This is a genomic window from Cryobacterium sp. PH31-AA6 (assembly GCF_030063195.1).
Taxonomy (GTDB): Bacteria; Actinomycetota; Actinomycetes; order Actinomycetales; family Microbacteriaceae; genus Cryobacterium.
The window spans coordinates 106,879-132,674 of record NZ_JASISS010000001.1; the positions used below are offsets into that span (position 1 = coordinate 106,879).

24 protein-coding genes and 1 pseudogene are annotated in these 25,796 nt (G+C 69.1%); 20 read left to right on the forward strand and 5 right to left on the reverse strand.

What is annotated here, in order from left to right; all coding sequences use genetic code 11:
- The first annotated feature begins 26 nt into the window (after nucleotides 1-26).
- Nucleotides 27-1,511, forward strand: coding sequence for a glyceraldehyde-3-phosphate dehydrogenase (locus tag QMG61_RS00545; RefSeq protein WP_283492380.1), 1,485 nt, complete (start codon nucleotides 27-29; stop codon nucleotides 1,509-1,511).
- Nucleotides 1,512-1,521: 10 nt separating this feature from the next.
- Here QMG61_RS00545 and QMG61_RS00550 read toward each other — a convergent pair whose 3' ends face one another.
- On the reverse strand, nucleotides 1,522-1,962 hold the full coding sequence (locus QMG61_RS00550) for a nitroreductase/quinone reductase family protein (RefSeq protein ID WP_283492381.1): 441 nt from the start codon (nucleotides 1,960-1,962) through the stop codon (nucleotides 1,522-1,524).
- 47 nt (nucleotides 1,963-2,009) lie between these two features.
- Here QMG61_RS00550 and QMG61_RS00555 point away from each other — a divergent pair, with 47 nt between their 5' ends.
- From QMG61_RS00555 to QMG61_RS00590, 8 genes are all read left to right on the forward strand, one after another.
- Nucleotides 2,010-3,095: a dipeptidase gene (locus QMG61_RS00555; protein ID WP_283492382.1), complete on the forward strand. Its 1,086-nt coding sequence runs from the start codon at nucleotides 2,010-2,012 to the stop codon at nucleotides 3,093-3,095.
- Nucleotides 3,096-3,168: 73 nt separating this feature from the next.
- Nucleotides 3,169-3,867 (forward strand): SGNH/GDSL hydrolase family protein, encoded by a 699-nt coding sequence (locus QMG61_RS00560; RefSeq protein ID WP_283492383.1) that lies wholly within the window; start codon nucleotides 3,169-3,171, stop codon nucleotides 3,865-3,867.
- 124 nt (nucleotides 3,868-3,991) lie between these two features.
- Nucleotides 3,992-4,348: a YraN family protein gene (locus QMG61_RS00565; RefSeq protein ID WP_283492384.1), complete on the forward strand. Its 357-nt coding sequence runs from the start codon at nucleotides 3,992-3,994 to the stop codon at nucleotides 4,346-4,348.
- Between the two features lie 16 nt (nucleotides 4,349-4,364).
- Nucleotides 4,365-5,900, forward strand: coding sequence for a YifB family Mg chelatase-like AAA ATPase (locus QMG61_RS00570; protein ID WP_283492385.1), 1,536 nt, complete (start codon nucleotides 4,365-4,367; stop codon nucleotides 5,898-5,900).
- Complete coding sequence (dprA, locus tag QMG61_RS00575; protein ID WP_283492614.1) at nucleotides 5,900-7,159, forward strand: DNA-processing protein DprA; 1,260 nt, start codon at nucleotides 5,900-5,902, stop codon at nucleotides 7,157-7,159. Before QMG61_RS00570 ends, dprA begins: the two co-directional genes overlap by 1 nt.
- Nucleotides 7,160-7,196: 37 nt before the next feature.
- Nucleotides 7,197-8,315, forward strand: coding sequence for an alcohol dehydrogenase catalytic domain-containing protein (locus tag QMG61_RS00580; RefSeq protein ID WP_283492615.1), 1,119 nt, complete (start codon nucleotides 7,197-7,199; stop codon nucleotides 8,313-8,315).
- A gap of 73 nt (nucleotides 8,316-8,388) precedes the next feature.
- Complete coding sequence (locus tag QMG61_RS00585; protein WP_283492386.1) at nucleotides 8,389-9,339, forward strand: phosphodiesterase; 951 nt, start codon at nucleotides 8,389-8,391, stop codon at nucleotides 9,337-9,339.
- 4 nt (nucleotides 9,340-9,343) lie between these two features.
- A complete protein-coding gene (locus tag QMG61_RS00590; RefSeq protein WP_283492387.1) occupies nucleotides 9,344-10,273 on the forward strand; it encodes a tyrosine recombinase XerC in 930 nt (309 codons plus the stop codon).
- Between the two features lie 120 nt (nucleotides 10,274-10,393).
- Here QMG61_RS00590 and QMG61_RS17465 read toward each other — a convergent pair.
- Nucleotides 10,394-10,765: pseudogene (locus QMG61_RS17465) on the reverse strand (peptidoglycan DD-metalloendopeptidase family protein); the annotation flags it as partial.
- A gap of 320 nt (nucleotides 10,766-11,085) precedes the next feature.
- On the opposite strand from QMG61_RS17465, the gene rpsB reads away from it, so the two are divergent.
- From rpsB to QMG61_RS00640, 9 genes are all read left to right on the forward strand, one after another.
- On the forward strand, nucleotides 11,086-12,018 hold the full coding sequence (gene rpsB / locus QMG61_RS00600) for a 30S ribosomal protein S2 (protein ID WP_283492389.1): 933 nt from the start codon (nucleotides 11,086-11,088) through the stop codon (nucleotides 12,016-12,018).
- Between the two features lie 10 nt (nucleotides 12,019-12,028).
- Nucleotides 12,029-12,856: a translation elongation factor Ts gene (gene tsf, locus QMG61_RS00605; protein ID WP_283492390.1), complete on the forward strand. Its 828-nt coding sequence runs from the start codon at nucleotides 12,029-12,031 to the stop codon at nucleotides 12,854-12,856.
- A gap of 133 nt (nucleotides 12,857-12,989) precedes the next feature.
- Nucleotides 12,990-13,718 carry a UMP kinase gene (pyrH, locus tag QMG61_RS00610; protein WP_283492391.1) on the forward strand — a complete coding sequence of 243 codons (729 nt, stop codon included), beginning with the start codon at nucleotides 12,990-12,992 and terminating at the stop codon, nucleotides 13,716-13,718.
- A 31-nt stretch (nucleotides 13,719-13,749) separates the two neighbouring features.
- Nucleotides 13,750-14,304 (forward strand): ribosome recycling factor, encoded by a 555-nt coding sequence (frr, locus tag QMG61_RS00615; protein ID WP_283492392.1) that lies wholly within the window; start codon nucleotides 13,750-13,752, stop codon nucleotides 14,302-14,304.
- 15 nt (nucleotides 14,305-14,319) lie between these two features.
- Entirely contained in the window at nucleotides 14,320-15,333 is a 1,014-nt protein-coding gene (locus tag QMG61_RS00620; protein ID WP_283492393.1) for a phosphatidate cytidylyltransferase, read from the forward strand.
- A 46-nt stretch (nucleotides 15,334-15,379) separates the two neighbouring features.
- Nucleotides 15,380-15,928 (forward strand): DivIVA domain-containing protein, encoded by a 549-nt coding sequence (locus QMG61_RS00625; protein ID WP_283492394.1) that lies wholly within the window; start codon nucleotides 15,380-15,382, stop codon nucleotides 15,926-15,928.
- Between the two features lie 54 nt (nucleotides 15,929-15,982).
- Nucleotides 15,983-16,648, forward strand: coding sequence for an aggregation-promoting factor C-terminal-like domain-containing protein (locus tag QMG61_RS00630; protein WP_283492395.1), 666 nt, complete (start codon nucleotides 15,983-15,985; stop codon nucleotides 16,646-16,648).
- A 49-nt stretch (nucleotides 16,649-16,697) separates the two neighbouring features.
- Nucleotides 16,698-16,997, forward strand: coding sequence for an Rv1322 family protein (locus tag QMG61_RS00635; protein WP_283492396.1), 300 nt, complete (start codon nucleotides 16,698-16,700; stop codon nucleotides 16,995-16,997).
- Between the two features lie 32 nt (nucleotides 16,998-17,029).
- The gene (locus QMG61_RS00640) at nucleotides 17,030-17,755 is read left to right on the forward strand and encodes an alpha/beta hydrolase (RefSeq protein ID WP_283492397.1); all 726 of its coding nucleotides are present in this window, start codon (nucleotides 17,030-17,032) and stop codon (nucleotides 17,753-17,755) included.
- A gap of 18 nt (nucleotides 17,756-17,773) precedes the next feature.
- Here QMG61_RS00640 and QMG61_RS00645 read toward each other — a convergent pair whose 3' ends face one another.
- Both QMG61_RS00645 and QMG61_RS00650 read right to left on the reverse strand, forming a co-directional pair.
- Nucleotides 17,774-18,823, reverse strand: a complete 1,050-nt coding sequence (locus tag QMG61_RS00645) for an AI-2E family transporter (protein ID WP_283492398.1) — start codon at nucleotides 18,821-18,823, stop codon at nucleotides 17,774-17,776.
- A 24-nt stretch (nucleotides 18,824-18,847) separates the two neighbouring features.
- Nucleotides 18,848-20,461 (reverse strand): DivIVA domain-containing protein, encoded by a 1,614-nt coding sequence (locus QMG61_RS00650; protein ID WP_283492399.1) that lies wholly within the window; start codon nucleotides 20,459-20,461, stop codon nucleotides 18,848-18,850.
- Between the two features lie 231 nt (nucleotides 20,462-20,692).
- Here QMG61_RS00650 and QMG61_RS00655 point away from each other — a divergent pair, with 231 nt between their 5' ends.
- Both QMG61_RS00655 and QMG61_RS00660 read left to right on the forward strand, forming a co-directional pair.
- Nucleotides 20,693-22,561: a DUF8094 domain-containing protein gene (locus tag QMG61_RS00655; protein ID WP_283492400.1), complete on the forward strand. Its 1,869-nt coding sequence runs from the start codon at nucleotides 20,693-20,695 to the stop codon at nucleotides 22,559-22,561.
- Nucleotides 22,558-23,523: a tetratricopeptide repeat protein gene (locus QMG61_RS00660; RefSeq protein WP_283492401.1), complete on the forward strand. Its 966-nt coding sequence runs from the start codon at nucleotides 22,558-22,560 to the stop codon at nucleotides 23,521-23,523. The genes QMG61_RS00655 and QMG61_RS00660 overlap by 4 nt, the downstream gene beginning before the upstream one ends.
- A gap of 31 nt (nucleotides 23,524-23,554) precedes the next feature.
- On the opposite strand, the gene glgB is transcribed toward QMG61_RS00660, so the two are convergent.
- The gene (gene glgB, locus QMG61_RS00665) at nucleotides 23,555-25,786 is read right to left on the reverse strand and encodes a 1,4-alpha-glucan branching protein GlgB (RefSeq protein WP_502846984.1); all 2,232 of its coding nucleotides are present in this window, start codon (nucleotides 25,784-25,786) and stop codon (nucleotides 23,555-23,557) included.
- Nucleotides 25,787-25,796 lie beyond the last annotated feature (10 nt).

Below are 25,796 nucleotides of genomic sequence, written 5' to 3' on the forward strand. Positions count from 1 at the left end.
GCAACGATGCGGCCGGGAGAGAAGGGATGTCCTTGCTTCAGGATGCTGATCGCTGCCGAGCCACATGGATCAACCGGGAGGAGCTGGCGGAGGCGATGATCCCGCTGATCGGCCGGCTGTACCGGGACAATAACGTCGTCACCAGCGTGCACGGACGCAGCCTGATCAACCAGTCGGTGGTCGGCCTGCTCAAGGCGCACCGCTTCGCCCGGCAGATCGACGAGGTCGAGCTGTCTCTGGAAGACACCCTGCCGATGCTGCAGGCGCTCGGCCGGCTGGCGCTCGGGGCGGCCTCGATCGACCTGGCCCGGCTGAACCTGGCCCGCCGGCGCGACGAAACCGGTCGGAGCCTTGACGAGTTTCTGCGCGAAGAACTGGCCGACGTCGTCGGCCTGCAGGGCATCGACCCGCGCACGAGTACGGACGTCGTGCTGTACGGGTTCGGCCGGATCGGGCGCCTCCTGGCGCGGATCCTGATCGAACACGCCGGCGGCGGCCAGGGGCTGCGACTGCGCGCCATCGTCGTGCGCCGCGGGTCGGCCAACGACATCGTCAAGCGTGCCAGCCTGCTGCGCCGCGACTCGGTGCACGGGCCGTTCGAGGGCACCATCACCGTCGATGAGGCCAACGACACCATCCTCGCCAACGGCACGCTGATCCAGGTCATCTACTCCTCCGATCCGGCGACAGTCGACTACACCCGGTACGGCATCCAGGATGCCGTCGTCGTCGACAACACGGGCCGCTGGCGCGACGAGGAGGGCCTCTCCCAGCACCTCGCCTGCCCAGGCGTGGCCAGGGTCCTGCTCACCGCACCCGGCAAGGGCAGCCTGAAGAACATCGTGCACGGCATCAACCACACCTCGATCACGGCGGACGACCTGATCGTCACCGCGGCATCCTGCACCACCAACGCGATCAGCCCCGTGCTCAAGGCCGTCAACGACCGCTACGGCATCGTCGACGGGCACGTCGAGACCGTGCACTCGTTCACGAACGACCAGAACCTGATCGACAACTTCCACTCCGGTGACCGCAGGGGCCGTTCCGCGGCGCTCAACATGGTGCTGACCGAGACCGGCGCGGCGAAAGCGGTGGCCAAGGCCCTCCCCGAGCTGGCCGGCAAGCTGACCGGCAACGCCATTCGGGTGCCCACCCCCGACGTGTCGATGGCGATCCTCAACCTCACCCTCGAGCGGGAAACCGACAAGGACGAACTCAACGCATACCTGCGTTCGATGAGCCTGAACTCCGACCTGCACAAGCAGATCGACTACATCGACTCGCCGGAGGTGGTCTCCAGCGACTTCCTCGGTTCACGCCGGGCCGGGATCGTCGACGGGCTGGCCACCATCACGACCGACCATAAGGCCGTGCTCTACGTCTGGTATGACAACGAATACGGCTACAGCTGCCAGGTCATCCGGGTGCTCGAGGAGATGGCCGGCGCGCATCCGCCGGCGTTCCCGCGCACCGCGACCGTGTTGCCCGACGCGGTGCTGCAGGCCTAGCGGCGAGCGGTCAACGCGGCTCGCAGATGACCACCGGGATGTCCCGGTTGGTCTTCTGCTGGTAGCCGTCGTAGCCCTTGTACGAGGCGACGATCTGCGGCCACAGCACGCTCTTCTCCTCCGTGGTCGCCGTGCGGGCGCGCATCGGCATGGTGGTGCCGTACACGGTGAGCTCGACCTCCGGGTTCGCGACCAGGTTCAGGTACCACTGCGGGTTGCGGTCGTCGCCGCCCTTCGACGCGATCAGCACGTAGCGGTGCCGGTCGTGCACGGGAGCGGTGAGCATCGTGGCGCGCCGTTTACCGCTCGAGCGGCCGATCGTGTGCAGCTCCACCGCGGGCATCGACCCGAAGGAGGCGAGGACGCGCCCGCCGGAGACCCGGAACACGGCCCGGTGCAGCACGTTCATCGTCTTCATCTGCAGGTCGACCAGCTCATTGCGAAATCCCATGGTTCCAGACTACGAGTCATCGGACGGCCTGCCGCTAGCGTGGACGCATGACTCCCGCCGATCCTCTCGCAGCCGTCGTCGCCCGGGCACTCGAACTCGCGCCGGTCATCGACGGCCACAACGACTGGGCCTGGGTCTGCCGCGAGGAGCGGGAGTACTCGGTCGAGGGCCTCGAACGCGGTCTGGCCACCGACACGGACATCGCCCGACTCCGCGCCGGCCGGGTCGGCGCGCAATTCTGGTCGGTCTACGTGAGCGACGACCACCGCGACGCCGACGCCGTGCAGGGGACCCTCGAACAGATCGACTGGGTCTACCGGCTCGCGGCCCGCTACCCCCGGGAGTTCGTCATCGCGCGCAGCGCGGCCGACGTCGAGGCGGCCAGGGCGGACGACCGGGTCGCATCACTGCTCGGTGCCGAGGGCGCGCGCTGCCTCAACGACTCGCCGGCGGTGCTGCGGATGTTCGCCCGACTCGGCGTGCGTTACCTCACTCTCACCCACGTGCACAATACGAGCTGGGCCGATTCGGGCACCGACGAGCGCGTGCACGGCGGCCTGACCCGGCGCGGGGAGGAGTACATCCGGGAACTGAACCGGCTCGGCATGCTCGTCGACCTCTCTCACGTGTCGCCCGCCACGGCGCACGCAGCCCTCGACGTGACCGACTCCCCGGTGATCTTCAGTCACAGCTGCGTCACGGCCCTGGCCGATCATCCCCGGAACGTGCCGGACGACGTGCTCGTGCGGCTCGCGGCCAACGGAGGCGTGGTCATGATCACCTTCGTTCCGCAGTTCCTCACCATGGACTATTCGGCCTGGTTCAACGGTGCCCAGGACACCCCGGCGCCTCAGGTGTCGATCGTGCACGTCGCCGACCACATCGAGCACGCCCGCCGGGTCGCGGGCATCCGGCACATCGGACTCGGCGGCGACTTCGACGGTACGGACGAGTTCCCGGCGGGCCTCGAGGGCGTCGACGGCTACCCGGCACTGCTGGCCGAGCTCGCCCGGCGTGGCTGGTCCGCGGAGGACCTCGCCGCCCTCATCGGCGGGAATATTCTCCGCGTTCTCGGTGCCACGGATGCGGCCTTCGCCGCTGCCGGCGCCGGGATTCCCTCGCTCGTGCGCTGAACGTGCGTCCCGGGAGTAGCGTCGACTGAAGGCGCGACCAATCCGGAAGGGCCACCGCTGCCGAATGAGAGTCATGACCCTGCGCCGCCGAATCGTCCTCCTGACCGTGATCGGCGCGTTGTGCGTCGGGACCATCGCCATTGTCGCGGGGGCGAGCGTCGCGGGCTCGACCGTCGCTGGCTCGACCGTTGCGGGCTCGACCGTCGCTGGGTCGACCGTCGTCGCGTTCTACGGCGACTCATACACGCGCGGCACCGGCGCGTCGAACCGGGCCGCGCGCTGGTCGACCATCGTGTCCGCCGAGCACGACTGGACCGAGGTCAACCCGAGCACGAACGGACTCGGCTTCGTGAACAACCGGGCCAACCTGCCCGGACCAGACCTGGTCGACCGGGTGATCGGGGCGAAACCCGACATCGTGTTCAGCACCATGGGGTTGAACGACAACTTCGTCATGCGCGACCGCGCCGACGACGTGCGCGCCGCGATTGAACGCGACTTCACCGAGATGAAGAGGGCCCTGCCCGACGCCCGGTTCATCATCGTCGAACCGTTCTGGTACACCGACGACCGGCCCGAATCCGTGGAGCGCATCATCGGCTGGGTCAGGGACGCGGCCGCCGCGATCGACGCCGACTACATCCCGGGCGCCTCGCACTGGCTGGACGGGCATCCCGAATGGATGGCCGCAGACAACCTCCACCCCAACGACGTGGGCTACGCGGAAATCGCGAACCGGATGGACGCCGAACTGGCAAAACTGGGTCTCTGAGCGGCCTGACCCCGCGGAACCGCCGCCGTTCCTCCACAGGACGGGCACGGACACTCTCCGCACCTATCCCGGACGGCACCGGGGCAGCGGCCCCGGCCGGGACACTCTGGTCCCGGAGGCACCCGTGGCAGAGAAGGATGAGCTGGGCAGGCTGGGCGAGGAACGCGCCGCAGTGTTCCTCGTCGCCGCCGGCTACCGGGTCGTCGCGCGCAACTGGCGGTGCGACCAGGGTGAGATCGACCTCATCGTCGAGCGGGACGGCGAGGTCGCGTTCGTCGAGGTGAAGACACGGTCGGGAACGCGCTTCGGGCATCCCTTCGAGGCGATCACGGTGCAGAAGCTCGCCCGACTGCGCCGGCTGGCCGCGGCCTGGTGCGATCAGGCGATGACCCGGCCGGCGCGCATCCGGATCGACGCGGTGTCGGTCATTGCTCGGCCGGGGGCCGACCCGGAGATCGAACACCGTGCCGGGGTGTTCTGATGGCCAGGGTGTTCTGATGGCGCTTGCGCGAACGCACGCGGTGGCGCTCCTCGGCCTGACCGGGGCGTTGGTGGAAGTGGAGGCCGACATCTCCGGCCAGCTGCCGGGCATCGTGCTCATCGGTCTGCCCGACGCCGCACTCTCGGAGGCCACCTGGCGGGTGCGCACCGCAGCGCAGAACTCGGGTTGCCCGCTCACCCGCAACAAGCTCACCATCAACCTGTCCCCGGCGGCCCTTCCCAAACACGGGTCCGGCTTCGACCTGGCGATCGCGCTGGCCTGTCTCGCCGCCGATGAGGTGGTGTCCGCCGCGTCGGTCGGATCGGTGGTGCACATCGGCGAGCTCGCCCTGGACGGTCGGCTGCGCCCGACGTCAGGCATGCTTCCCGCCGTGCTCGCCGCCTCCAGACTGGGCCACACCACGGTGATGGTCCCGGCAGGCAACGCCGCGGAGGCCTCCCTGGTGCCCGGCATGCGGGTCGTCGGAGTCGCGTCCCTCCGGGACGCCGCCATCTGGCACGGTTCCCGGCTCGAACCGGTCGACGTCGAGGTGATCGAGGCGCCGGGCGAGGACGGCGCCGACACCGCCGAACCGGAACTGGCCGATGTGATCGGCAACGATGATGCCATCCTGGCCCTGCAGATCGCGGCGGCCGGCGGCCATCATCTCTTCATGGTCGGCCCGCCAGGGGCGGGCAAGACAATGCTGGCGGCCCGGCTCCCCGGACTCCTGCCCGATCTCGATCCGGAGGCCTCCCTCGAGGTCAGTTCGATGCGCTCGCTCAGCGGGCGTGGCGTCGGCCGTGCCCTCGTCACCCGGCCGCCGCTCGAGGCGCCCCACCACACCGCCACCGCCGCGGCAATGGTCGGCGGGGGCAGCGGCCGAATCCGCCCAGGCGCGGCGGCGCGGGCCTCCCACGGCGTTCTGTTCCTGGACGAGGCGCCGGAGTTCGCCTCCGCCGTGCTCGACGCACTCCGCCAACCGCTCGAATCGGGCGAGATCAGCATTCATCGCGCGAATGCGGTGGCCAGGTTCCCGGCCAGATTCCAGCTCGTGTTGGCCGCGAACCCCTGCCCCTGCGGCCAGTACGGCGCCGCCGACCTCGAGTGCAGCTGCCCGCCCAGCGCCCGCCGGCGATACCTGGCCCGGCTCTCCGGTCCACTGCTCGACCGGATCGACATCCAGCTGAGGGTGCAGCGGATCACCGCGGCGCAGCTGCGCCTGGCCGCGGACGGACCGCGCCTGACCAGCCAGGCCGCGCGGCAACGCGTGGTCACGGCCCGGGCCGCAGCCGCCGAACGGCTTGCCGACACGCCCTGGTCGCTCAACTCGGAGGTGCCGGGACCGTGGCTGCGTGGCGGGCCGGCCCGGCTCCCCGGTGCGACCACCGCGGTGCTCGACCGGGCCCTCGAGCGCGGCGGGATCACCATGCGCGGCTACGACCGAGTGCTCCGGGTGGCGTGGACCGTCGCCGATCTCGGCGGTGTCGCGCGGCCAGGGCCCGAACACCTCGGCCAGGCGCTCTACCTGCGGAAGGGAATGTCATCGTGATGCTGTTCGGATTGGAGGAGGCCGCTGTTGCCGAGCTCGCCGCCGGGGTGCGCCCCGCGGCTGCCACGCACGGCAGGTCCGAACCCGGTGAGATTGAGCCCGGTGTCGCGGGTGAGGTGTTCGCCAGGGCCGCCTGGTCCTGCATCGCGGAGCCCGGAGACGGCACTGCCGGGGCGCTGGTCGACCGACTCGGCGCCGGGCCGGCACTGGCCGCCGTGCTCGATCCCGGCACCCCGGACCGACTCGCGGCGCTGCTCGCGGATGCCGGCGGTGCGGAGGATCTGGGCTCCGACCTGGAACCGGCCCTGCAACGGTGGCGACCACGACTGTCCTCGGCGGACGTCATCCGGGCGCTCCGGCAGGCCGCTCGAGTCTCGGCCCGGCTCGCCATTCCCGGGGACGATGTGTGGCCGTGCGGGGTGGACGACCTCGGCCACCACGCCCCGATCGCACTCTGGTGGCGAGGCATCGCACCGGCCCTCACCTCGCTCCCGAACTCGATCGCCCTGGTCGGCGCTCGGGCCGCGACCGGGTACGGCGAACACGTCGCCATGGAAGCCTCGGCCGGGCTGGTCGACCGCGGCTTCACGATCGTCTCCGGAGCCGCCTACGGCATCGACGGGATGGCGCACCGCGCGGCCCTGGCCAGTTCGGGGCTGACCGCGGCCTTCCTGGCCGGGGGAGTCGACCGGTTCTACCCGAGCGGCCACGACGCGCTGCTCGGCCGGATCGTCGCCGCCGGCGCTGTGCTCTCCGAGCTGCCCTGCGGGGCGGCGCCGACCAAATGGCGATTTCTGCAACGCAATCGGTTGATCGCGGCCTCGAGCACGGCCACGGTCGTGCTCGAGGCCGGCTGGCGGTCCGGTTCGCTCAACACGGCCGGTCACGCCGCAGCCCTCGGCCGTCCCCTCGGCGCGGTGCCCGGCCCGGTGACCAGTCCGACATCGGCCGGCTGCCACCGGCTGATCCGCGAATACGACGCCGTGTGCGTGACCACGGCGGCGGAGATGGCCGAACTCGTCGGTGATCGGGTGGTCCAGGTGCCGCTCGATCTGCCCGGCGACGTCGTCGGTGGTCAGCGCACCAGCGACCAGATTCGGGTGTTCGACGCCCTGAGCGCCCGGTCCCCGCGCACGGTGCATGACATTGCGCGCCGGGCCGGGCTCTCGGTCGCCGCCGTGCAGGGCTCCCTCGGCGCCCTCGACCTCGACGGGGCGGCCAGGGAGCGGGAAACCGGCTGGGTGCGCGCCTCCACCTGACCGGCGGGTTAGGTTGGACAGCATGACGCAGGCAACGATGCTCAGTTCCGTGCTCTACGACGCCGGGCTGCCGCGTCCATACGCCGACAGCCGACCGCTGCGGCTGGAGTCCGTGGCGATGCCGGCACCGCGCGCAGGCGAGGTGCTCGTGAAGATCGAGCGGGCCAGCCTGTGCCACTCGGATCTGTCCGTGGTCAACGGGGCACGTCCGCGTCCGCTGCCGATGGCTCTCGGCCACGAGGCCGCCGGCACCATCTCGGCGGTCGGCTCCGGCGTGACGGACGTTCGCCCCGGCGACCGGGTCGTGCTCGTCTTCGTGCCGAGCTGCGGAGACTGCCGTGCCTGCGACGCGGGTCGCCCCGCCCTCTGCCACCGTGGGGCCGAGGCCAACGGCACCGGGGACCTCCTGCATGGCGCGGCCGTCCTGACCACGCCGGCGGGGGAGCGGCTCAACCACCACCTCGGAGTCTCCGCCTTCTCCGGGTTCGCGGTGGTCGCCCGCGAATCCGTCGTCGTCGTGGACGACGACGTGTCGTTCGAGATCGCGGCCCTGTTCGGGTGCGCCGCCCTGACCGGGATCGGAGCCGTGGAGAACACCGCTCGGGTCACCGCCGGCCAGTCCGTCGTCGTCTTCGGCCTCGGCGCCGTCGGCCTGATGGCGGTCATGGCCGCCGCGCGCATCCCCGGAACCTGCGTGATCGCCATCGACCCGCTGCCGGCCAAACAGGAGCTGGCCCTCCGGGCCGGCGCGCACTTCGCCGGTTCGCCGGACCAGGCCGCCGCGCTCGTCGCCGACCACGCCGGCGACGGCGTCGACGTCGCCATCGAGGCCGTCGGCAGCGCCCGGGTCATGGAGGTGTGCCTCGAGCTGCTCACCCGTGGCGGAGCCCTGGTCTCCGTCGGGCTGCCGCACCCCGACCAGACCGTGAGCGTGCAGGCGCTGCAGTTCGCCGGACGGGGGATTCGCATGCTCGGCTCCTACCTCGGCGACTCCGTGCCGGCCAGGGACATCCCGCGCTACCTCCAGATGTGGCGCGACGGCACCCTCCCGGTCGAACTCCTGCACACCGACACGAAACCGATCGCCGAGCTCAACGAGGGCCTCGACGCGCTCGCCGATGGATCCGTGGTGCGGCGGCTCTTCACTTTCGCCTGACCGGGGGCCGCGCCGCGCCGACCGAGCGTCGGCGGCGAGCCGTAGGGTGAAGGGCATCAAGGAAAGGCAGGTCATGGCAGGGGTTCAGAATCACCGGGTCCAGTTCGGCCAGCACGCGCCGGCCAGCCACCTGATCGTGCACATCAGCGACACGCATTTCCTCGGCGGCTCCCGCGAGCTCTACGGCACCGTCGACACCGACACCCCGGTGCGCCAGGCACTGACCCAGCTCGAACGCTCCGGGCTGCGCCCCGACGCCCTCGTCTTCACCGGGGACATCGCCGACACCGGCGAGCCGGATGCCTACCGCCGGGTGCGCGCGCTCGTGCAGGCGTCGGCCGACCGGCTCGGCGCCCGGGTCGTCTGGGTGATGGGCAACCACGACAAACGTGCCGCCTTCCGTGCCGACCTCCTCGGCGAAGCCGAGTCCGATACCCAGGCGGATGCCCCGGTCGACGCGGTGTTCGACCTGAATGGTCTGCGCCTGATCGCGCTGGACAGCAGCGTGCCCGGCTACCACCACGGTGACCTGACCGGGCAGCAGCTCGACTGGCTCGCCGAGGTGCTCCGCACACCGGCGCCCCACGGCAGCCTGCTGGCGCTGCACCACCCGCCGATCCCCACCCTGGTCCCGCTGATGAGCATCCTGGAACTCCGCGGGCAGGAGCGGCTGGCCGCGGTCATCCGCGGCACGGATGTGCGGGCCGTTCTCGGCGGTCACCTGCACTACGCCACCACCGGTCTGTTCGCCGGAATCCCGGTGTCGGTGGCCGCCGCCACCTGCTACACCCTCGACGCGAGCGCGCCGCAGGGCGAACTGGTCGGCCGGATCGGCGGCCAGTCGATCAACCTGGTGCACGTGCACGACGACCAGATCGTGCACTCGACCGTGCCGCTGGGCGAATTCGACGTCGCGACCCGGTTCGACGCGGACTTCCTGGCCCGGATGGAGGCGCTCACCCCCGAGGAACGCACCGAGGCGTTCTCCCGCCAGGCCGGCTCCGCGCCAGGAAGCGTGGCGTGACGCCGTGCGCCTGACGGCGACCCTCGCCGATTTCACCGTCTACCTCGCCGCCGAGCGAGGGTTCTCACCGCACACCATCCGCGCCTATCGGAGCGACCTGTCCGGGCTCCTCTCCTTCGCCGAGGGGCGCGGCGTCGTCGACTCCGCAGCACTGACCCTGGATCTCCTGCGGGACTGGCTCTGGGTGGGCAGCCAGGCCGGCCTCGCCCGGGCCACCATCGCGCGGCGCTCCGCGTCGGCCCGGGGCTTCACGGCGTGGCTGGCCCGCACCGGCGCGAGCCCGGCCGACCCGGCGATCCGGCTGCGCTCACCCAAGCCCGGCCGCACCCTGCCCCGGGTGATCAATCGGGTCCAGATGCAGGATCTGCTCGGCCATCTCGAGCAGCGCGCAGCCACGGGCGAGCCGCACGCCCTGCGCGACCTCGCGATTGTCGAGCTGCTCTATGCGTCGGGGCTCCGGGTCTCCGAGCTCGTCGGCCTCGACACCGCAGACGTCGACCTGCACCGGCTCACCGTGCGGGTGACCGGAAAGGGACAGAAGGAGCGGGTGGTGCCGTTCGGCGTGCCCGCCCAGTCCGCCATCCTCGCCTACCTCGACCGAGGACGCCCCGCCCTCGCAGCGGCGAAGCTCCCGGACGGACTGCCCCCGTCGCCCGTCGCGGCGCTCTTCCTCGGCACCGGGCGGAGGCGGTTGGGCGTGCGGGCCGTGTACCGTCTTGTCGCCACCCTGCTCGCGGATGTTCCCGGGAACGGGCCGGCCGGCCCGCACGCCCTGCGCCACACGGCGGCCACCCATCTGCTCGACGGCGGGGCCGACCTGCGGGCGGTCCAGGAACTGCTCGGCCACGCCAGCCTCGGCACCACCCAGATCTACACCCACGTGTCGGCCGAACGGCTCAAACAGAGCTACCTCAACGCCCACCCCAGGGCCTGAGCGCTCGTCCCCGGCGAGCGGAAGCAGCACCGCCCGAGGGATGCCGCCCAGGTAGACCCGCGGAGAGACGTAGCGGCCGTGCAACCGGGACCCCAGGTGCAGGCATCGATCCGAACAGTGACCGCCCGCGGCGACGTGACCGACCAGCTGGCCGCGGCCGACCTCGTCGCCGACCGCGACGATCGCGATCACGGGCTCCACACTCGAGGTCAGGTCACCGGTGTGGCGGAGCGAGAGCACGGGGCGGTCGACGACGACGCCGGCGAACGACACGACGCCGTCGGACACGGCGAAGACCGGCGCCTCCGCGGATGCCGCCAGGTCCAGGCCCCGGTGGCCCGCGGCGTAGTCGGTGGCGGGCGCCACGAACTCGGCCACGACCGGGTGCGGCGGGGCCAGCGGCCAGGTCCACGGCGCCGGCAGCGTCACGCCGACGGGGACGAAGGAGGCGGCCGCAAGCGCGGCGGCGGCGAGCATTCGGGGGAGCAGCATGCCTCCACCGTGCGGGAGTCGCCGCCCCGGTCGGCTCGGTCCGGGGCATCCGTGCACACCTCCGCCACGGTCCGCGCTGTGGGGGGACCCTGCCGGGACAGGGGTGCACCGGCGCCCCTCCGCCTGGTGCTAAACTCATCCAAGCAGCGCTTCGTGCGCTGACTACGCGTGCCCAGTCGGCCTCCGCATCCACTCGGTCCTCGCTTCCTCGGAAGCAGGCGGATGCGCGCCGGGCACCAGGAGTAGTGATCATCCGATCACGACACAAACCGATTGGCGTTGCTCTGCCCTGCAGGCGCGCCGGACAAGGAGTACGGCTCATGGCCGTCGTAACCATTCGCCAGCTGCTCGACAGCGGCGTGCACTTCGGGCACCAGACCCGCCGTTGGAACCCGAAGATGAAGCGCTTCATCTTCACCGAGCGGTCCGGCATCTACATCATCGACCTGCAGCAGTCGCTCGGGTTCGTTGACAAGGCCTATGACTTCGTCAAGGAGACCGTCGCCCACGGCGGCACCGTTCTCTTCGTCGGCACCAAGAAGCAGGCGCAGGAATCGATTCAGGAGCAGGCGACCCGCGTCGGCCAGCCCTACGTCAACCAGCGCTGGCTCGGTGGCCTCCTCACCAACTTCCAGACCGTTTCCAAGCGTCTGGCCCGCATGAAAGAGCTCGAAGAGCTCGACTTCGAGGACACCGCCAAGAGCGGTTTCACGAAGAAGGAAATGCTCATCAAGAAGCGCGAGCTCGTCAAGCTGCACAAGAGCCTCGGCGGTATCCGCAACCTCACGAAGACGCCGTCGGCGCTGTGGGTCGTTGACACCAACAAGGAGCACCTCGCCATCGATGAGGCGCGCAAGCTCGGCATCCCGGTCATCGCGATCCTCGACACCAACTGCGACCCGGACGACGTCCAGTACCCGATCCCGGGCAACGACGACGCCATCCGTTCCGTTGGCCTGCTGACCCGCATCATCGCGGACGCAGCGGCCGAGGGCCTCATCCAGCGCCACGCCAAGCCGGAGGCCGAAGTCGAGCCCCTCGCCGCCTGGGAAGCCGAACTGCTGAAGAGCGGCGAGACCGCCGCGGCAGAAGAGACCCCCGCACAGTCCTCCGCCGAGACCGCTGAGGTTGCCGACGTTGCCGTCGCCGCCGAGCAGGTCGCCGACGTTGCTGTCGTCGCCGAGGTCCCCGTTGTGGAAGAGGAAGCCGCAGTCGTTGCTGCCGCCGACGCTCCCACCGAAGAAGCCAAGTAAGGATTCGAGTATGGCAAGCATCAGCCTCGCAGACGTCAAGGCACTGCGCGAGCGTCTCGGTACCGGCATGGTCGACACCAAGAACGCCCTCGTCGAAGCCGAAGGCGACATGGACAAGGCCGTCGAGATCCTCCGTATGAAGGGTGCGAAGGGCAACGCCAAGCGCGCCGACCGTTCCACCTCCGAGGGCCTCGTCGCCGCCAAGGAAACCGGCGACACCGCCACCCTGATCGAGCTCGCCTGCGAGACCGACTTCGTCGCCAAGGGCGACAAGTTCGTCGCGCTGGCGGAGAAGGTGCTGGACGCGGTCGCCGCGGCCGGTGCCGGCTCGGTCGAGGAAGGCCTGGCCGCTCCGGCCGGCAGCCAGACCGTCGCGGAACTGATCGACGGCGAAGCCGCGATCATCGGTGAGAAGTTCGAACTGCGCCGCGTCGCATCCGTCAAGGGTGAGAAGTTCGCGATCTACCTGCACAAGACCAGCAAGGACCTGCCCCCGCAGGTCGGCGTTGTCGTCGGCTACTCAGGTGACGACGCTGACACCGCGCGCAGCGTGGCCCAGCACATCTCGTTCGCGAACCCCGAGTACCTGACCAAGGAAGACGTCCCCGCGGACGCCGTCGAGGCCGAGCGTCGGATCGTCACCGAGATCTCGAAGAACGAAGGCAAGCCGGAAGCGGCACTGCCCAAGATCGTCGAGGGTCGCATCCACGCGTACTTCAAGCAGGTCGCCCTGCTCGAACAGGACTACGCCAAGGACAACAAGTTGTCCGTCAGCAAGGTCCTGGCCGATGCCGGACTGACCGTGTCGGGCTTCGCCCGATTCAAGGTCGGCGCGTAACAGGATTCACAATGAGGGAGACCGGGTTGCATCTGCAATCCGGTCTCTTTCTCTGTGTGGGCGGCCAGCCGCGCACACAGTAGTTTTAAGAACAGAGTTTTGGAAACGGCACAACGGAAGGACGCTCACGGGCATGTCAGACACGGAATCGAAGCCGAGCAAGAAGCGCAGGGTCCTCCTCAAGCTGTCGGGTGAAGCGTTCGGGGCGGGCAGCCTCGGCGTCAACCCCGACGTGATCAGCGCCCTCGCCCGCGAGATCGCCGAAGCCGCCAAGACGGTGGAAATCGCGATCGTCGTCGGCGGCGGAAACTTCTTCCGCGGGGCCGAGCTGTCCCAGCGCGGCATGGACCGGGGGCGCGCCGACTACATGGGCATGCTCGGAACCGTGATGAACGCCTTGGCCCTGCAGGACTTCCTCGAGCAGGCCGGCGCGGAAACCCGCGTTCAGTCCGCCATCGCGATGACCCAGGTCGCCGAACCGTACATTCCGCGTCGCGCCGAGCGGCACCTGGAAAAGGGCCGCGTTGTCATTTTCGGCGCCGGTGCCGGACTGCCCTACTTCTCGACCGACACGGTCGCGGCCCAGCGCGCCCTGGAAATCGACGCGGACATCGTGCTCGTGGCCAAGAACGGTGTCGACGGGGTCTACTCCGCTGACCCGCGCACGGATCCCGACGCCCGCAAGATTGACCACATCACCTACCAGGATGCGCTCCAGCGAGGCCTCAAGGTGGTCGACTCGACCGCGTTCAGCCTGTGCATGGACAATGGGATGCCGATGCAGGTGTTCGGCATGGCTCCGCACGGCAACGTGACGGCCGCCATTCTCGGCGCCGATCTGGGAACCCTCGTCTCCAACTAGGATTATTGAAGCCACCGAAGAAGGAGTCACCGTGATCACGGATGTACTATCCGATGCGACCGCACGCATGCACAAGGCGCTCGAAGCCGCCAAAGACGATTTCGCGACCGTGCGAACCGGACGCGCGAACCCGCAGATGTTTGCCAAGATCCTGGTCAACTATTACGGCACCGCGACGCCGCTCGAGCAGCTCGCGTCCCTGCAGAACCAGGAAGCCCGCACGCTTCTGATCGGCCCGTACGACAAGGGCGCCCTGCGCGACATCGAGCAGGCCATCCGCGACACCCCGAACCTGGCAGCCAACCTCGGCAACGACGGCAACGTCATCCGGGCCACCCTGCCGGAGCTCACGGCGGACCGCCGCAAGGAATACGTCAAGATCGTTCGCACAAAGGCGGAAGATGCCAAGGTGTCGGTGCGCAACCTGCGCCGCAAGGCGAAGGACGAGCTGGACGCGCTGAAGAGTGAGGTCGGAGACGACGACGTGGCCAGGGGCGAAAAGGAACTCGAGCAGATCACCAAGACCCACGTCGACGCGATCGACGATGCGCTCAAACGCAAAGAAGCCGAACTCCTCGAAATCTAGGGCGGAGTCAGCGTCATGTCGCACGAACCCACGGACGAACCGCCGCCCAAGCGCGCGCGTGGCGTCAGCCGCGCCGAATTCCGGGCCCAGGTGCATGCGGCCAGGTCCGACATCGAGCGTCAGGTTCAGTCGACCCGCGCTGATTTCGAACGTCAGGTTCAGGCCACCAGGGCGCAGCTCGACGCGACCAATGAACGGATCGAGGCCCGCACCGGGCGCAACCTGATCCTGGCGATCCTGATCGGGCTCGCGCTGGGCCTGTTCATGCTCTTCAGCCTCATCTTCATCAAAGAGCTGTTCATGGTGTGCGCCGCGGCGTTCGTCGGCCTCACGGCCTTCGAGCTGGCCCAGGCGCTCCGTCACGCCGGCCGGAACGTTCCGCGCATCCCCGTGGTCCTCGCCGCGGTATCGGTCGTTCCCGCGGCTTTCTACTTCGGTGCGGCCGGCCAGTGGCTCGCGACGCTGGGCGGAATCGTACTGATCGGGCTCTGGCGCCTTGCCCTGCTGGCCATCGCCTCCCACCGCGCACCCGCCCGCGACGTGCTGGGGGACATCGGCTCGGGGTTCTTCATCCAGTCCTACGTGGTTTTCCTCGGCAGTTTCTCCGTGCTCCTGGCCGCGCAGCCGGAAGGACAGTGGTGGACACTGGCCTTCCTCCTTCTGGTGATCTCCGCGGACACGGCCGCCTATGCGACCGGACTGAGTTTCGGCAAACACAAGATGGTGCCGACGATCAGCCCGAAGAAGACCTGGGAGGGTTTCGCCGGTGCCGGCGTCGTGTGCCTGATCGCCGGTGTGCTCCTCGCCGTCTTCATGCTCGGACAGCCGTGGTGGTTCGGCCTCATCTTCGGCGTCGTCACCCTGCTCAGCGCGACCTTCGGTGACCTGGCCGAGTCGCTGATCAAACGCGACCTGGGGATCAAGGACATGAGCTCGTGGCTGCCCGGCCACGGGGGATTCCTCGACCGGCTGGACTCGATTCTGCCGTCCGCGGCAGTCGCGTATGCTCTGTACCTCATCTTCGCCTGACGTGCCCGCTTTCGACACGACCAGCCGGGTGGGGCAGAATGATCCAGTGACCACCACCTTCCCCCGCACGCCCAAGAGGACGCTCGGCTACAGCGCCGCTCAGGTTGACGCGTTCCTCGAGACAGCCCGGCGAGCCTACGACGGTTCGGATGTGAGCGCGAACCTCTCGGCCGAGAAGATCCGCAACACGGCTTTCGAAATGAAGAAGGGCGGGTACTCGCCCGCACACGTCGATGCGGCTCTTGAACGGCTGGAGGACGCGTTCGCCTCCCGTGACCGTGAGCTGGCCTCCCGCATGGTCGGCAAGCAGGCGTGGCTGGAGGACGCGAAGGCCAGGGCGCAGGTGCTCGTCAACCGACTCAGTCGTCCTTCCGGCCACCGATTCTCCCGCACCAGTTTCCTCAGTGTCGGTTACCGTCGAGCCGATGTCGACCGGTTCGCGAACAAGCTCATCAAATACTTCGAGGCGGGATTCCCCGTTACCGTCGAGGACGTTCGCGGGGCGGTCTTCCGGCCCGAGCGAGGCGGTTACCGTGAGGCGCAGGTCGACGCGGTTCTGGACAGTGTCGTCGACGTGATGTTGGCGGTTCGTTGATCTGGGCCCCGTTATCTGGCCGTTACCTTGAATCTGGGATAGGCTCGACAAATCGTGGCTAGACATCTGAACATCATCGCGACCGTACCGGTCGGCAGGCCGTCCAGACCCCGGATGCGACGGGCCCGCTCTCGCGGTCAGGCCTCCCTGTTCACGTTCGCCTTCACCGCCGCCGCTGCATTCGTGCTGGTCAGCGTCGTCGACCCGTACTCCGGCGCCACGGCATCCCCCTACTTCCAGGTCGCCGGCGACCGCTTCGGCGGCGAGGCGGTCCAGGAGATCCAGGTCGCGGGCGCCTTCGCGAACACGATCACCCGGGACAACTTCACGGTGACGGAGAAGCCGAAGCCGCCCCCGGTTCCCGTCGCCGTCCAGGCCGCGTCCAGCGGCCGGGCACCGACCGCGGCCATTCCCGATCCGGGTTCGGCCCAGGCCATCGCCCGCGACAAGGTGAGCTCCAGAGGGTGGGGCGACGACCAGTTCAACTGTCTCGTCTCGCTCTGGAACAAGGAGTCCGGCTGGCGAGTCAACGCGTCCAACTCGTCGAGCGGAGCCTACGGAATCCCGCAGGCGCTGCCCGGGTCCAAGATGGCCACCGCAGGCGCCGACTGGGAGACGAACGCCGGCACCCAGATCGAATGGGGCCTCGGCTACATTTCCGGCCGCTACGGCACGCCCTGCGGCGCCTGGGCCCACTCCGTCGACAGTGGCTGGTACTAGAAGCGGTCGCCCGTCGCCTCCCTCGGCGCTGCCGTCGTAGACTGGCCGAATGCCACGCAGCAACCGACCCAGAGGCCACCGGCCCGGTTCGGACGAGGGCGACGGCGACGGGCTTGACCGGCTCCGCGCAGGCTGGCGCCGCACGGAAACCCGCCGTGACGGTCTCTGGACGGTGCAACCCGTCGCGGCGACCCGGGCAGGGAAGAGCTACGTCTGCCCCGGCTGCAACCTGGCGATCGAACCTGGCCGTGCCCACCTCGTCGCCTGGCGCGGCGACGGTCTGATGGGGGAGGCCGCCGACCTCGAGGCCCGCCGGCATTGGCACGCGCACTGCTGGAAGATCAAGTGACGCCGCCGGGGTCCGACCGAGAAGGAGCATCCGTGAGCGAGAACACCGTCGAGATTCGCGGAGGAATCGAACTGCCCGCCGTGCGGGAGCACATCGAGTTGCACACGACCGACGGCCTCACCCTGGTCGGCGAGCTCGCGACGCCGGCGGATCGCCCGTCGGTGGCCACCCTCGTCACCCTGCACCCACTGCCAACCCACGGCGGTTTCATGGACTCGCACATCCTGAGGAAGGCTGCCGGGCGCCTGCCTGCCCTGGCCGACCTCGCGGTGCTGCGCTTCAACACCCGCGGGACCACCTCGCCGCGCGGCACGAGCGACGGCACGTTCGGCCAGGGCGACGCCGAGCGAGCCGACGTTGCCGCTGCCATGGCCTTCGTTGCGGAGCGCGGCCTACCGAATCCGTGGCTGGTCGGCTGGTCCTTCGGCACGGAACTCGCGGTCAAGTACGGTCTCGAGCATCCGATCCGCGGGGCCATCCTGCTGTCCCCACCGCTGCACCGGGCGACGGATGCCGAGTTGGCGGCCTGGGCGGGCAACGAGCGCGAACTCGTGGCGATCATCCCGGAGCACGACGATTACCTGCGCCCGGCCGAGGCGAGGCAACGGTTCGCGAGCGTGCCGGGGACCCGGTTCATCGCGGTCGACGGGGGCAAGCACCTGTGGGTGGGGGAGAGCCAGACCCGGCGCATCCTGGACGAGATCGTCGCCGTCGTCAACCCGTCCGCGGCCCCGCTGCCGACCGCCTGGGCCGGCTGAACCTCTGGTCGAACCGGGTCAGAGTTCGTTCTGGCGCGGGACGACGACCTGCTTGATGATCATGATCACCGAGGCGGCGACGGGGATCGCAATGAGCGCACCGAGGATGCCCAGCAGCGAGCCGCCGGCGAGAGCCGCGACCACGACGACGGCGCCCGGAACCGATACGGCGCGATTCATGATGTTGGGGCTGAGCACGTACGCCTCAACCTGCATGTAGATGAGGTAGTAGATCGCGGCGACCAACGCGGTCAGTGGGGAGCTGCCGATCCCCGGAATCAGGCAGGTCGCGACGATGATGACCGAGCCGCTGATCGTTCCGACCAGGGGGATAAGGGAGAGCAGGAACGCGATCAGGGCGAGCAGCGCGGGGAACGGCGCCCCGATGATCGAGAGGAAAGCGAAGCTCAGCACGCCGTTGCACAGGGCGAGGGCGGCCTGACCGACGACGAAGCGTCCGACGGCGGTCGTGATCTGCTCGCTCAGATCGGCGAAGCGCTCCCGCTTCGAGGCCGGGACCAGCTGGTAGGTGGCTCTCTTGATGCTGTGCAGGGACGCGGTGAAGTAGAGCGAGAGGATGAGGATGATCAGCCCGCCGAAGAGCCCGCTCACCAGGGCCAGTCCGGACTGGATCAGGGTCGTGGTGATCGTGGTCAGATTGCCGCCGAGATAATCGGTGATGGACGTGACGATCTCGTTCACCTTGAGGCCGGGGTACTGTGCCTGAATGTCCGCGAGGAATGTCGACGAGTTCACCGACTTGACCAGGTCGGGGATCGCCTTGGACAGGTTGGCGACCTGGGCGACGATGATCGGCACGATCGCGAAGACCACGCCGGTGAGCACGCCGAGAACGGCGACGAGCACGGTGAGGATCGCGGCCCAGCGAGGGAAGCGCTTCTTCTCCAGCCAGGACACGGCCGGGTCCAGGCCGAGGGAGATGAAGAGCGCCGCGCCGACGTAGGTGATGATCGTCTGCAGGGTGACCACGGAACTGATGATGAGCAGGCCCAGGCCGACACCCAGCGTGCCGACCAGCCCGACCTGGAACGCGTTCTTGATCTTCACTCTGAGGTTCCCCCTGCTTCGTTGCTAGTCGTCCGCGGCCGTGACCCTCTCCGCCTGGGTGAGGAGGCCGCGCAGGCTTTCGAAGTAGCCGGCAACCGAGTCGCGCTCAATTCTAATCTGAGAGAGGCGTTCTTCGGCGTCGGTGACGAGGGCGCGTGTGCGCTGTTCGGTCTCGGTCAGCAGGGCGGCGGCCCTGGCCTCCGCCTCGTGCACGATGTGCTCGGCCTTGTCCTCGGCGGTCTTCTTCGCGATCTTGGCGTCGCTGCGGGCGCCGGAGTCCAACTGCTCGTTCAGCGCGCGCAGTTCCGTGGTCCTTTTGTTCGTGTCGGCGAGCTGGCGCGCAGCCTCGTCGAGGAACTTCTGGGTCTGGGCCACTGCCTCCTGGTGCCGGGAAAGGTGCCCCTGCTCTGCCTCGTCCCGTCTGGCCTTGAGCTCGATCTCCAGGTCTGCCCTGGTCTGGTCGATCTCCCGCCGGAGCCTCGCGGCCTCGTGTTCGCCGCGCTTCCGTGCGGCGGTGAGCTGATTGTCCAGGTCGATCCGCAGTTGCTCGCTGTCGGCCGTGAAGTCCGCGCGGGACTGCTCGTTGTCGCGGGCCTGGTCGGCGTGGGACTGTTCGATCTCCCCGGCGAGGTCGGCTCGGGCCTTCTCGATCTCGCGGGCGAGGGAGACCCGCTGACGGTCGAGGTCCCGAGTCAGGTCGGTCAGGGCCTGTTCTCGCTCGATGGCCAGATCCGCCTGCGCGAGATCGATCTCCCGAGCCAGGTCGATCCTGGCCTGTTCGATCTCGATGGCCAGCTCGGAGCGGGCCAGCTCGCTCTCGTGGGCCAGGTCGATCCTGGCCTGTTCGGTCTCGTTGGCCAGGTCGACGCGGTCCTGTTCGGTCTCCGCGGCCAGGTCGATCCTGGCCTGTTCGGTCTCCCTGGCCAGGTCGGCGCGCTGCTGGTCCAACTCGTGCGCGACCTCGGCCCGGGTGAGCTCGGTCTCGCGGGTGAGGCCGGCCGCGATCTCGCGTGCCTCCGTGGCCTCGCGCTGCGCCACGACGCGCACCTCCGCGGCCTCCCGGTCGGCCTCCGAGCGGATGGCCGCGACCTCGCGCTTGACGGTGGCGCGCAACTCGGCCGCCTCGGTGGCGACAGCGCCACGGATCCCGGCGGCCTCCTGCACGGCGTCCTGGGTGAGCGTGGTGTAGTCGTCGTGGGCGCGGGCGAGCAGGTCGTCCGCCTCGACGATGGCGTCTTCCAGGATGTGTTCGGCCTTCACCGCGGCATCCGACAGGATGCGTTCGGCGTGGTCGGCCGCCTCACGGCGGAGGGTGTCGACCTCGGACGCGGCGGAGGCACGGAGGCGCTCGGCGTCGATGTCGGCCTGCGCGATGACCCTGGTGGACTGCTCCTCGGCGACGCGGAGGGTGTTTTCCAGCTTGGTGCCGAGGCCGGAGAAGGTGGGACTGCCCACTTCCTCGATTTCGGCGTTGAGGTCGTCGATGTGCGCCGTCAGGCGCTTGATCTCCTTGGCCGCCTCCGTGCTCTGGCTGTTCGCCTGGATCAGGTCCCGGCGCAGCCCCTGGAGGGCCTTGTCGACCTCCTCCTTGTCATAACCACGGAAAACCTGGGTGAAATCAGCTTCGTCGGTCGGCACGCTATCTCCTCGTAATGGGACTCTGACCCCATTTTCGGTTGTCTCAGGGCAGGGCCGTGATAATTTTAGTCTGTTCGGGCGACACGGGCACATCCCAGGTTCAGGGGGACTATTAGGTGCCTTTCAGGGGCACCCAGTATCGTGAGACGTCCTGTCTGCTGCTGCCCGGGCTCGAATCCGGGTGGTGCACGCGAGCGTGCACCCGGCGGCCGGCGACACAGGAGGGTTTACGTGCGTTTTGTTCTTGCCATTGTGGCACTCGTCCTCGCGGGCGCGATGATCGTTCTCGGCATCGCACAGCGGACGGTCTTTCTCGAACCCGCTTCCACGAGCCTCAGCACCACGATCACGGACGATGTCCGGTTCGCGGTCATCGAGCCCGGTGCGCTCTCCGCGTATCCGGGCAGCCAGACGATCACGATCTCCGGCGCCGACACCGTTTTCGCGGCGTACGGCCGGACCGGTGACGTCAAGGCCTGGATCGGCAACGAGGCGTATGCTGACATCCGCCAGGTCAAGAACACCGCCAAGTTGAGCAACAAGCTCATCGAGGCGCCGCCCGCCGAGGTTCCCCCCGCCGAGGTTCCGCCCGCCGAGGTTCCGCCCGCCGAGGTTCCCCCCGCCGGCGAGACGCCGACGGACGCCCCGGTCGTCGCCCCCGAGGCCCCGCCAAGCACCGACCCGGTCGGCTCCGACCTGTGGTTGCAGGAGTACGGCGGCAAGGGTTCGCTGACCAAGACCATCAACGTGCCCGCGGGCATCTCGGTGATCGTCGCCTCCGACGGCACGAAGCCCGTCCCGACGGAGATCACCCTGACCTGGCCGATCGACAACTCGACCCCGATGGCCGGCCCCCTGATCGCCGGTGGCGGGGCACTCTTCGTCGTCGGGCTGATCCTCTACCTGTGGGCGCTCATCCACCTGCGCCGTTCGCACGGTCCACGCCGGAACCTGCCGAAGGGACCTCGGATGCCGCGGCTGCCCAGGGCGCCCCGCCCCAAGTCAATCAAGGCGAGCGAGATTACCGGTCCGCGCCGCGCGATCACACGCAAGTTCGTCGCCACCGTTCCCGTGCTCGTCGTGACCGGGCTCGTACTCAGCGGCTGCTCGGCCGAGTTCTGGCCGAGTCCGGCCGCCTCACCGGGTGCCAGCGCGACCCCGGATGCGACCAGCGTGGCCAAGACGGTCAAGGATGTTCCGCCGCCGGCGGTCACGGTGCCGCAGCTCGAACGCATCGTTTCGCGGATCGCCGCTCTGACCGCGGACGCCGACGCGAAGCTCGACGGGGACGCCCTCGCCGCCCGCTTCACCGGCCCGGCCCTTGAGCAACGATTGGCCAACTACAAGATCCGGGCTGCCGTCGCGGACTATCCGGCGCTGCCGGCGCTTCCCGCTTCGCCGCTCACGCTGACGCTGCCGCAGCAGTCGTCGACCTGGCCGCGGGTGGTGATGACCGTGATTCAGAACGCGGACGACGCTGCGGTCGCCCCGACGGCGATCGTGCTGAGGCAGGAATCTCCCCGCGCCAAGTATCTCGTCGAGTATGCGGTGCAGCTGGAAGCAGCGGCGAAGGTGCCCGATGTCGCCCCGGCAACGATCGGCGCACCGATCATCGCCCCCGACTCGAAACTGCTGCTCCTGCCGCCGGGCGGAGTGGCCGCGGCCTATGCGGACATCCTGTTGCAGGGCGAAGCGAGTCCGTCCTTCGGACTGTTCGAGGCCACGGGGGATACCTTCCGCACCCAGGTCGGTCTCGACAAGAAGAACGAGAAAAGGGCGGCCCTGCCCACAACGGCCTCGATCGACTTCGCGGCCGCCGTCGGCACGGGGACGCCGGTAGCGCTGGCAACCAACGACTCCGGCAGCATCATCGCCGTGAGCCTCACCGAGACGGAGACCGTGAAACCGGTCGACGCGGGTGCGACGGTCAGCCCCGAGGGCGCGAGCAAAGCCCTGTCCGGTGTCTCCGCCACGGCCAAGGGCATCCAGAGCACCTACGGCGACCAGCTCCTCTTCCACGTGCCGGCCGCGGGTTCAACCGAAAAAATCGTCCTCCTTGGCTTCGCCCAGGGACTGATCTCATCCACGGAGCTTCCATGAGTCTTGTGCCACCGTCCGGCGTCAACATGCGCGGAGCCGTCGACCTCTCGTCACTGGTGAATCGTCCCCCGGCAGTCGCGCCCGGTGCGCCCGCGGTGGCGGACGGGGCCGCCACGGGCCCGGTTCCGGTGCCGAGCCTCACGCTCGTCGGCACCGACGCCAACTTCGGCGAGGTCCTGGAACTGTCCATGACGGTTCCGGTCATCGTCGACCTGTGGGCGGAGTGGTGCGAGCCGTGCAAGCAGCTCACCCCCATCCTCGAAAAGCTCGTTGCCGAGTACGCGGGCATGTTTGTGCTGGCCAAGGTGGATGTCGACGCCAACCCGCAGTTGACCCAGGCCTTCCAAGCCCAGTCGATTCCGACCGTTGCGGCCGTCATCGGCGGCCAGCCCGTGCAGCTCTTCAACGGGGCGATCCCGGAAGGCCAGGTGCGGGAGGTCCTCCAGCGGGTGCTCCAGCTGGCCGCCGAGCACGGCGTCACCGGTGTCGCCGTCGCCCCGGAGCAGACTGAGGAGCCCACCGAGGCCGAGACGCCGGTCGAGCCGGAGCTGCCCCCACTCCACCGCGAAGCATACGAGGCCATCGAACGCGGCGACTACGCCGCCGCGATCACCCTGTACAAGACCGCGGTCGCCCAGGACCCGCGCGACCAGATGGCCATTGCCGGCCTCGCCCAGGTCGGCCTCCTCGCGCGGCTGCAGGGTAGAACCATCGCCGAGATCCGTTCCGCGGCTGCCGCGTCGCCCGACGACCTCGACGCGCAGCTCCTGGTCGCCGACCTGGACCTGTCCGGAGGGCACATCGAGGACGCCTTCGATCGTCTGCTCGAGCTCTTCCCGAGCCAGGACCCGGCGGGCAAGAACAGGATCCGCGAGCGCATCCTGGACCTGTTCGAGGTCATCGGCCGCGACGACCCGCGGGTTGCGCCCACCCGCTCCCGCCTCACCGCCCTCCTCTACTGACCTTCCCCCGCCCCCGTAACTCGCGGTGGGGTCAGGGGCGCAGGCGCAACCACAGACCGGCGAGCGGGGGCAGGGTGAGGGTGGCGGATGCCGGACGGCCCGCCCATGGCTCGTCGACCGCGATCACGGCGCCGAGATTGCCCACGCCCGAGCCGCCGAAGATCTCGGCGTCCGTGTTGACGATTTCCTCCCACACACCCGCGAAGGGCAGCCCGACCCGGTAGCCGGTGTGCGGCTGACCGGAGAAGTTGAACAGGCAGGCCATGGGGTTGCCGTCGTTGTCCCAGCGGAGGAACGAGATCACGTTCTGGGCCGCCGCGCCGCCGTCGAGCAGCTCGAATCCGCCCGGCTCGTTGTCGCGCGCCCACAGGCTCGGGTTGTCCCGGTAGGTGCGGTTGAGGGCGCCGACGAGGTCGAAGAGTCCGCGGTGGGCCGGCTGGTCCAGCATCCACCAGTCGAGGCCGCGGGACTCGCTCCACTCCGACCGCTGGCCGAACTCCTGACCCATGAAGAGGAGCTGCTTGCCGGGGTGGGCCCACATGAACGACAGGTAGGCGCGCACATTCGCGAGTTGCTGCCAGGAGTCACCCGGCATCTTCGCCACCAGGGAGCCCTTGCCGTGCACGACCTCGTCGTGGCTGATCGGCAGCAGGAAGTTCTCGCTGAATGCGTAGACGAAGGAGAAGGTCATCTCGTTGTGGTGGTAGGTGCGGTACATCGGGTCGACGTGCATGTACTCGAGCGAGTCGTGCATCCAGCCCATGTTCCACTTGAAACCGAAGCCGAGTCCGCCGCCGGAGGTCGGAGCGGTCACCCCGCCCCAGTTCGTGGACTCCTCGGCGATCATCACGGTTCCCGGGTTGCGCTTGTACGCGGTCGCGGTGATCTCCTGCAGCAGGCTGATCGCCTCGAGGTTCTCGTTGCCGCCGTAGATGTTCGGCTCCCACTGGCCGTCTTCGCGGGAATAGTCGAGGTAGAGCATGGATGCGACGGCGTCGACCCGCAGGCCGTCGATGTGGAATTCCTCGAGCCAGTAGAGCGCGTTCGCGACGAGGAAGTTGCGCACCTGCTTCTGACCGAAGTCGAAGACGTAGGTGCCCCAGTCCATCTGTTCGCCGCGCCGCGGGTCGGGGTGCTCGTAGAGGGCCTGGCCGTCGAACCTGGCCAGGGCGAAGTCATCCTTCGGGAAGTGGCCGGGAACCCAGTCCATGATCACGCCGATGCCGGCCTGGTGCAGCCGATCGATCAGGTAACGCAGGTCGTCGGGGTGGCCGAATCGGCTGGTCGGGGCGTAATAGCCGGTGACCTGGTAGCCCCAGGAGCCGCCGAAGGGGTGCTCGCACAGCGGCATGAACTCGACGTGCGTGTACGCGAGTTCCTCGAGGTAGGCGATGAGTTCGTCGGCGAGGTCGCGGTAGCCGAGTCCGGGCCGCCACGAGCCGACGTGCATCTCGTAGATGCTCATCGGCCGGTTGTGCTGGTCGGTGGCGCTGCGGGCGGTGAGCCAGGCGGCATCAGCCCACTCGTAGGAGGTCTCGCCGATGACCGACGCCGTTTTCGGCGGGACCTCGGTGTACCTGGCCATCGGGTCGGCCTTGCGCACCCAGTCGCCGGCCTGGGTGAGCATCTCGAACTTGTAGTTGGAGCCGGCGGCGAGCCCGGGAACGAAGAGCTCCCAGACGCCCGTGCTGCCCATGTTGCGCATGGAGTGCAGCACGCCGCTCCAGCCGTTGAAGTCGCCGATCACGCGCGCCGCCCTGGCGTGCGGTGCCCAGACCGAGAAGGAGGTTCCGGTCGTCGCGCCCATGGCGCCCGCGTGCGGACGGTAGTGCGCGCCGAGCACGTCCCAGAGGCGTTCGTGGCGGCCCTCACCGATGAGGTGCAGGTCGAGTTCGCCGAGGGTGGGCAGGAACCGGTACGGGTCGTCGACGATCCAGGTCGGGGCGTCGCTGTAGCGCGCCTCCAGCGTGTAGTCCTGCAGCCCCAGGGTGCTGACCCCCTGCCAGATTCCGTGGCCCAGGTGCGCCAGTTCGATGTGGGCACCGGTGGACAGGATGGCGAAGACCTCGGTGGCGAGCGGGCGCAGGGCACGGATGACCGTGAGCGGGTCGCTGACGGCGTTGCCCACGGCTCCGGGCTGCTGCAGCAGGTGCTGGCCGAGCACCTCGTGCGGGTTGTAGTACCGGCCCTCTGCGACCGCCTCCAGGACCGACGCCGGGAACAGCGGCAGCACCACGGCCGGGGGAGCCGTCGGTGGGCTCACGGGCGGGACT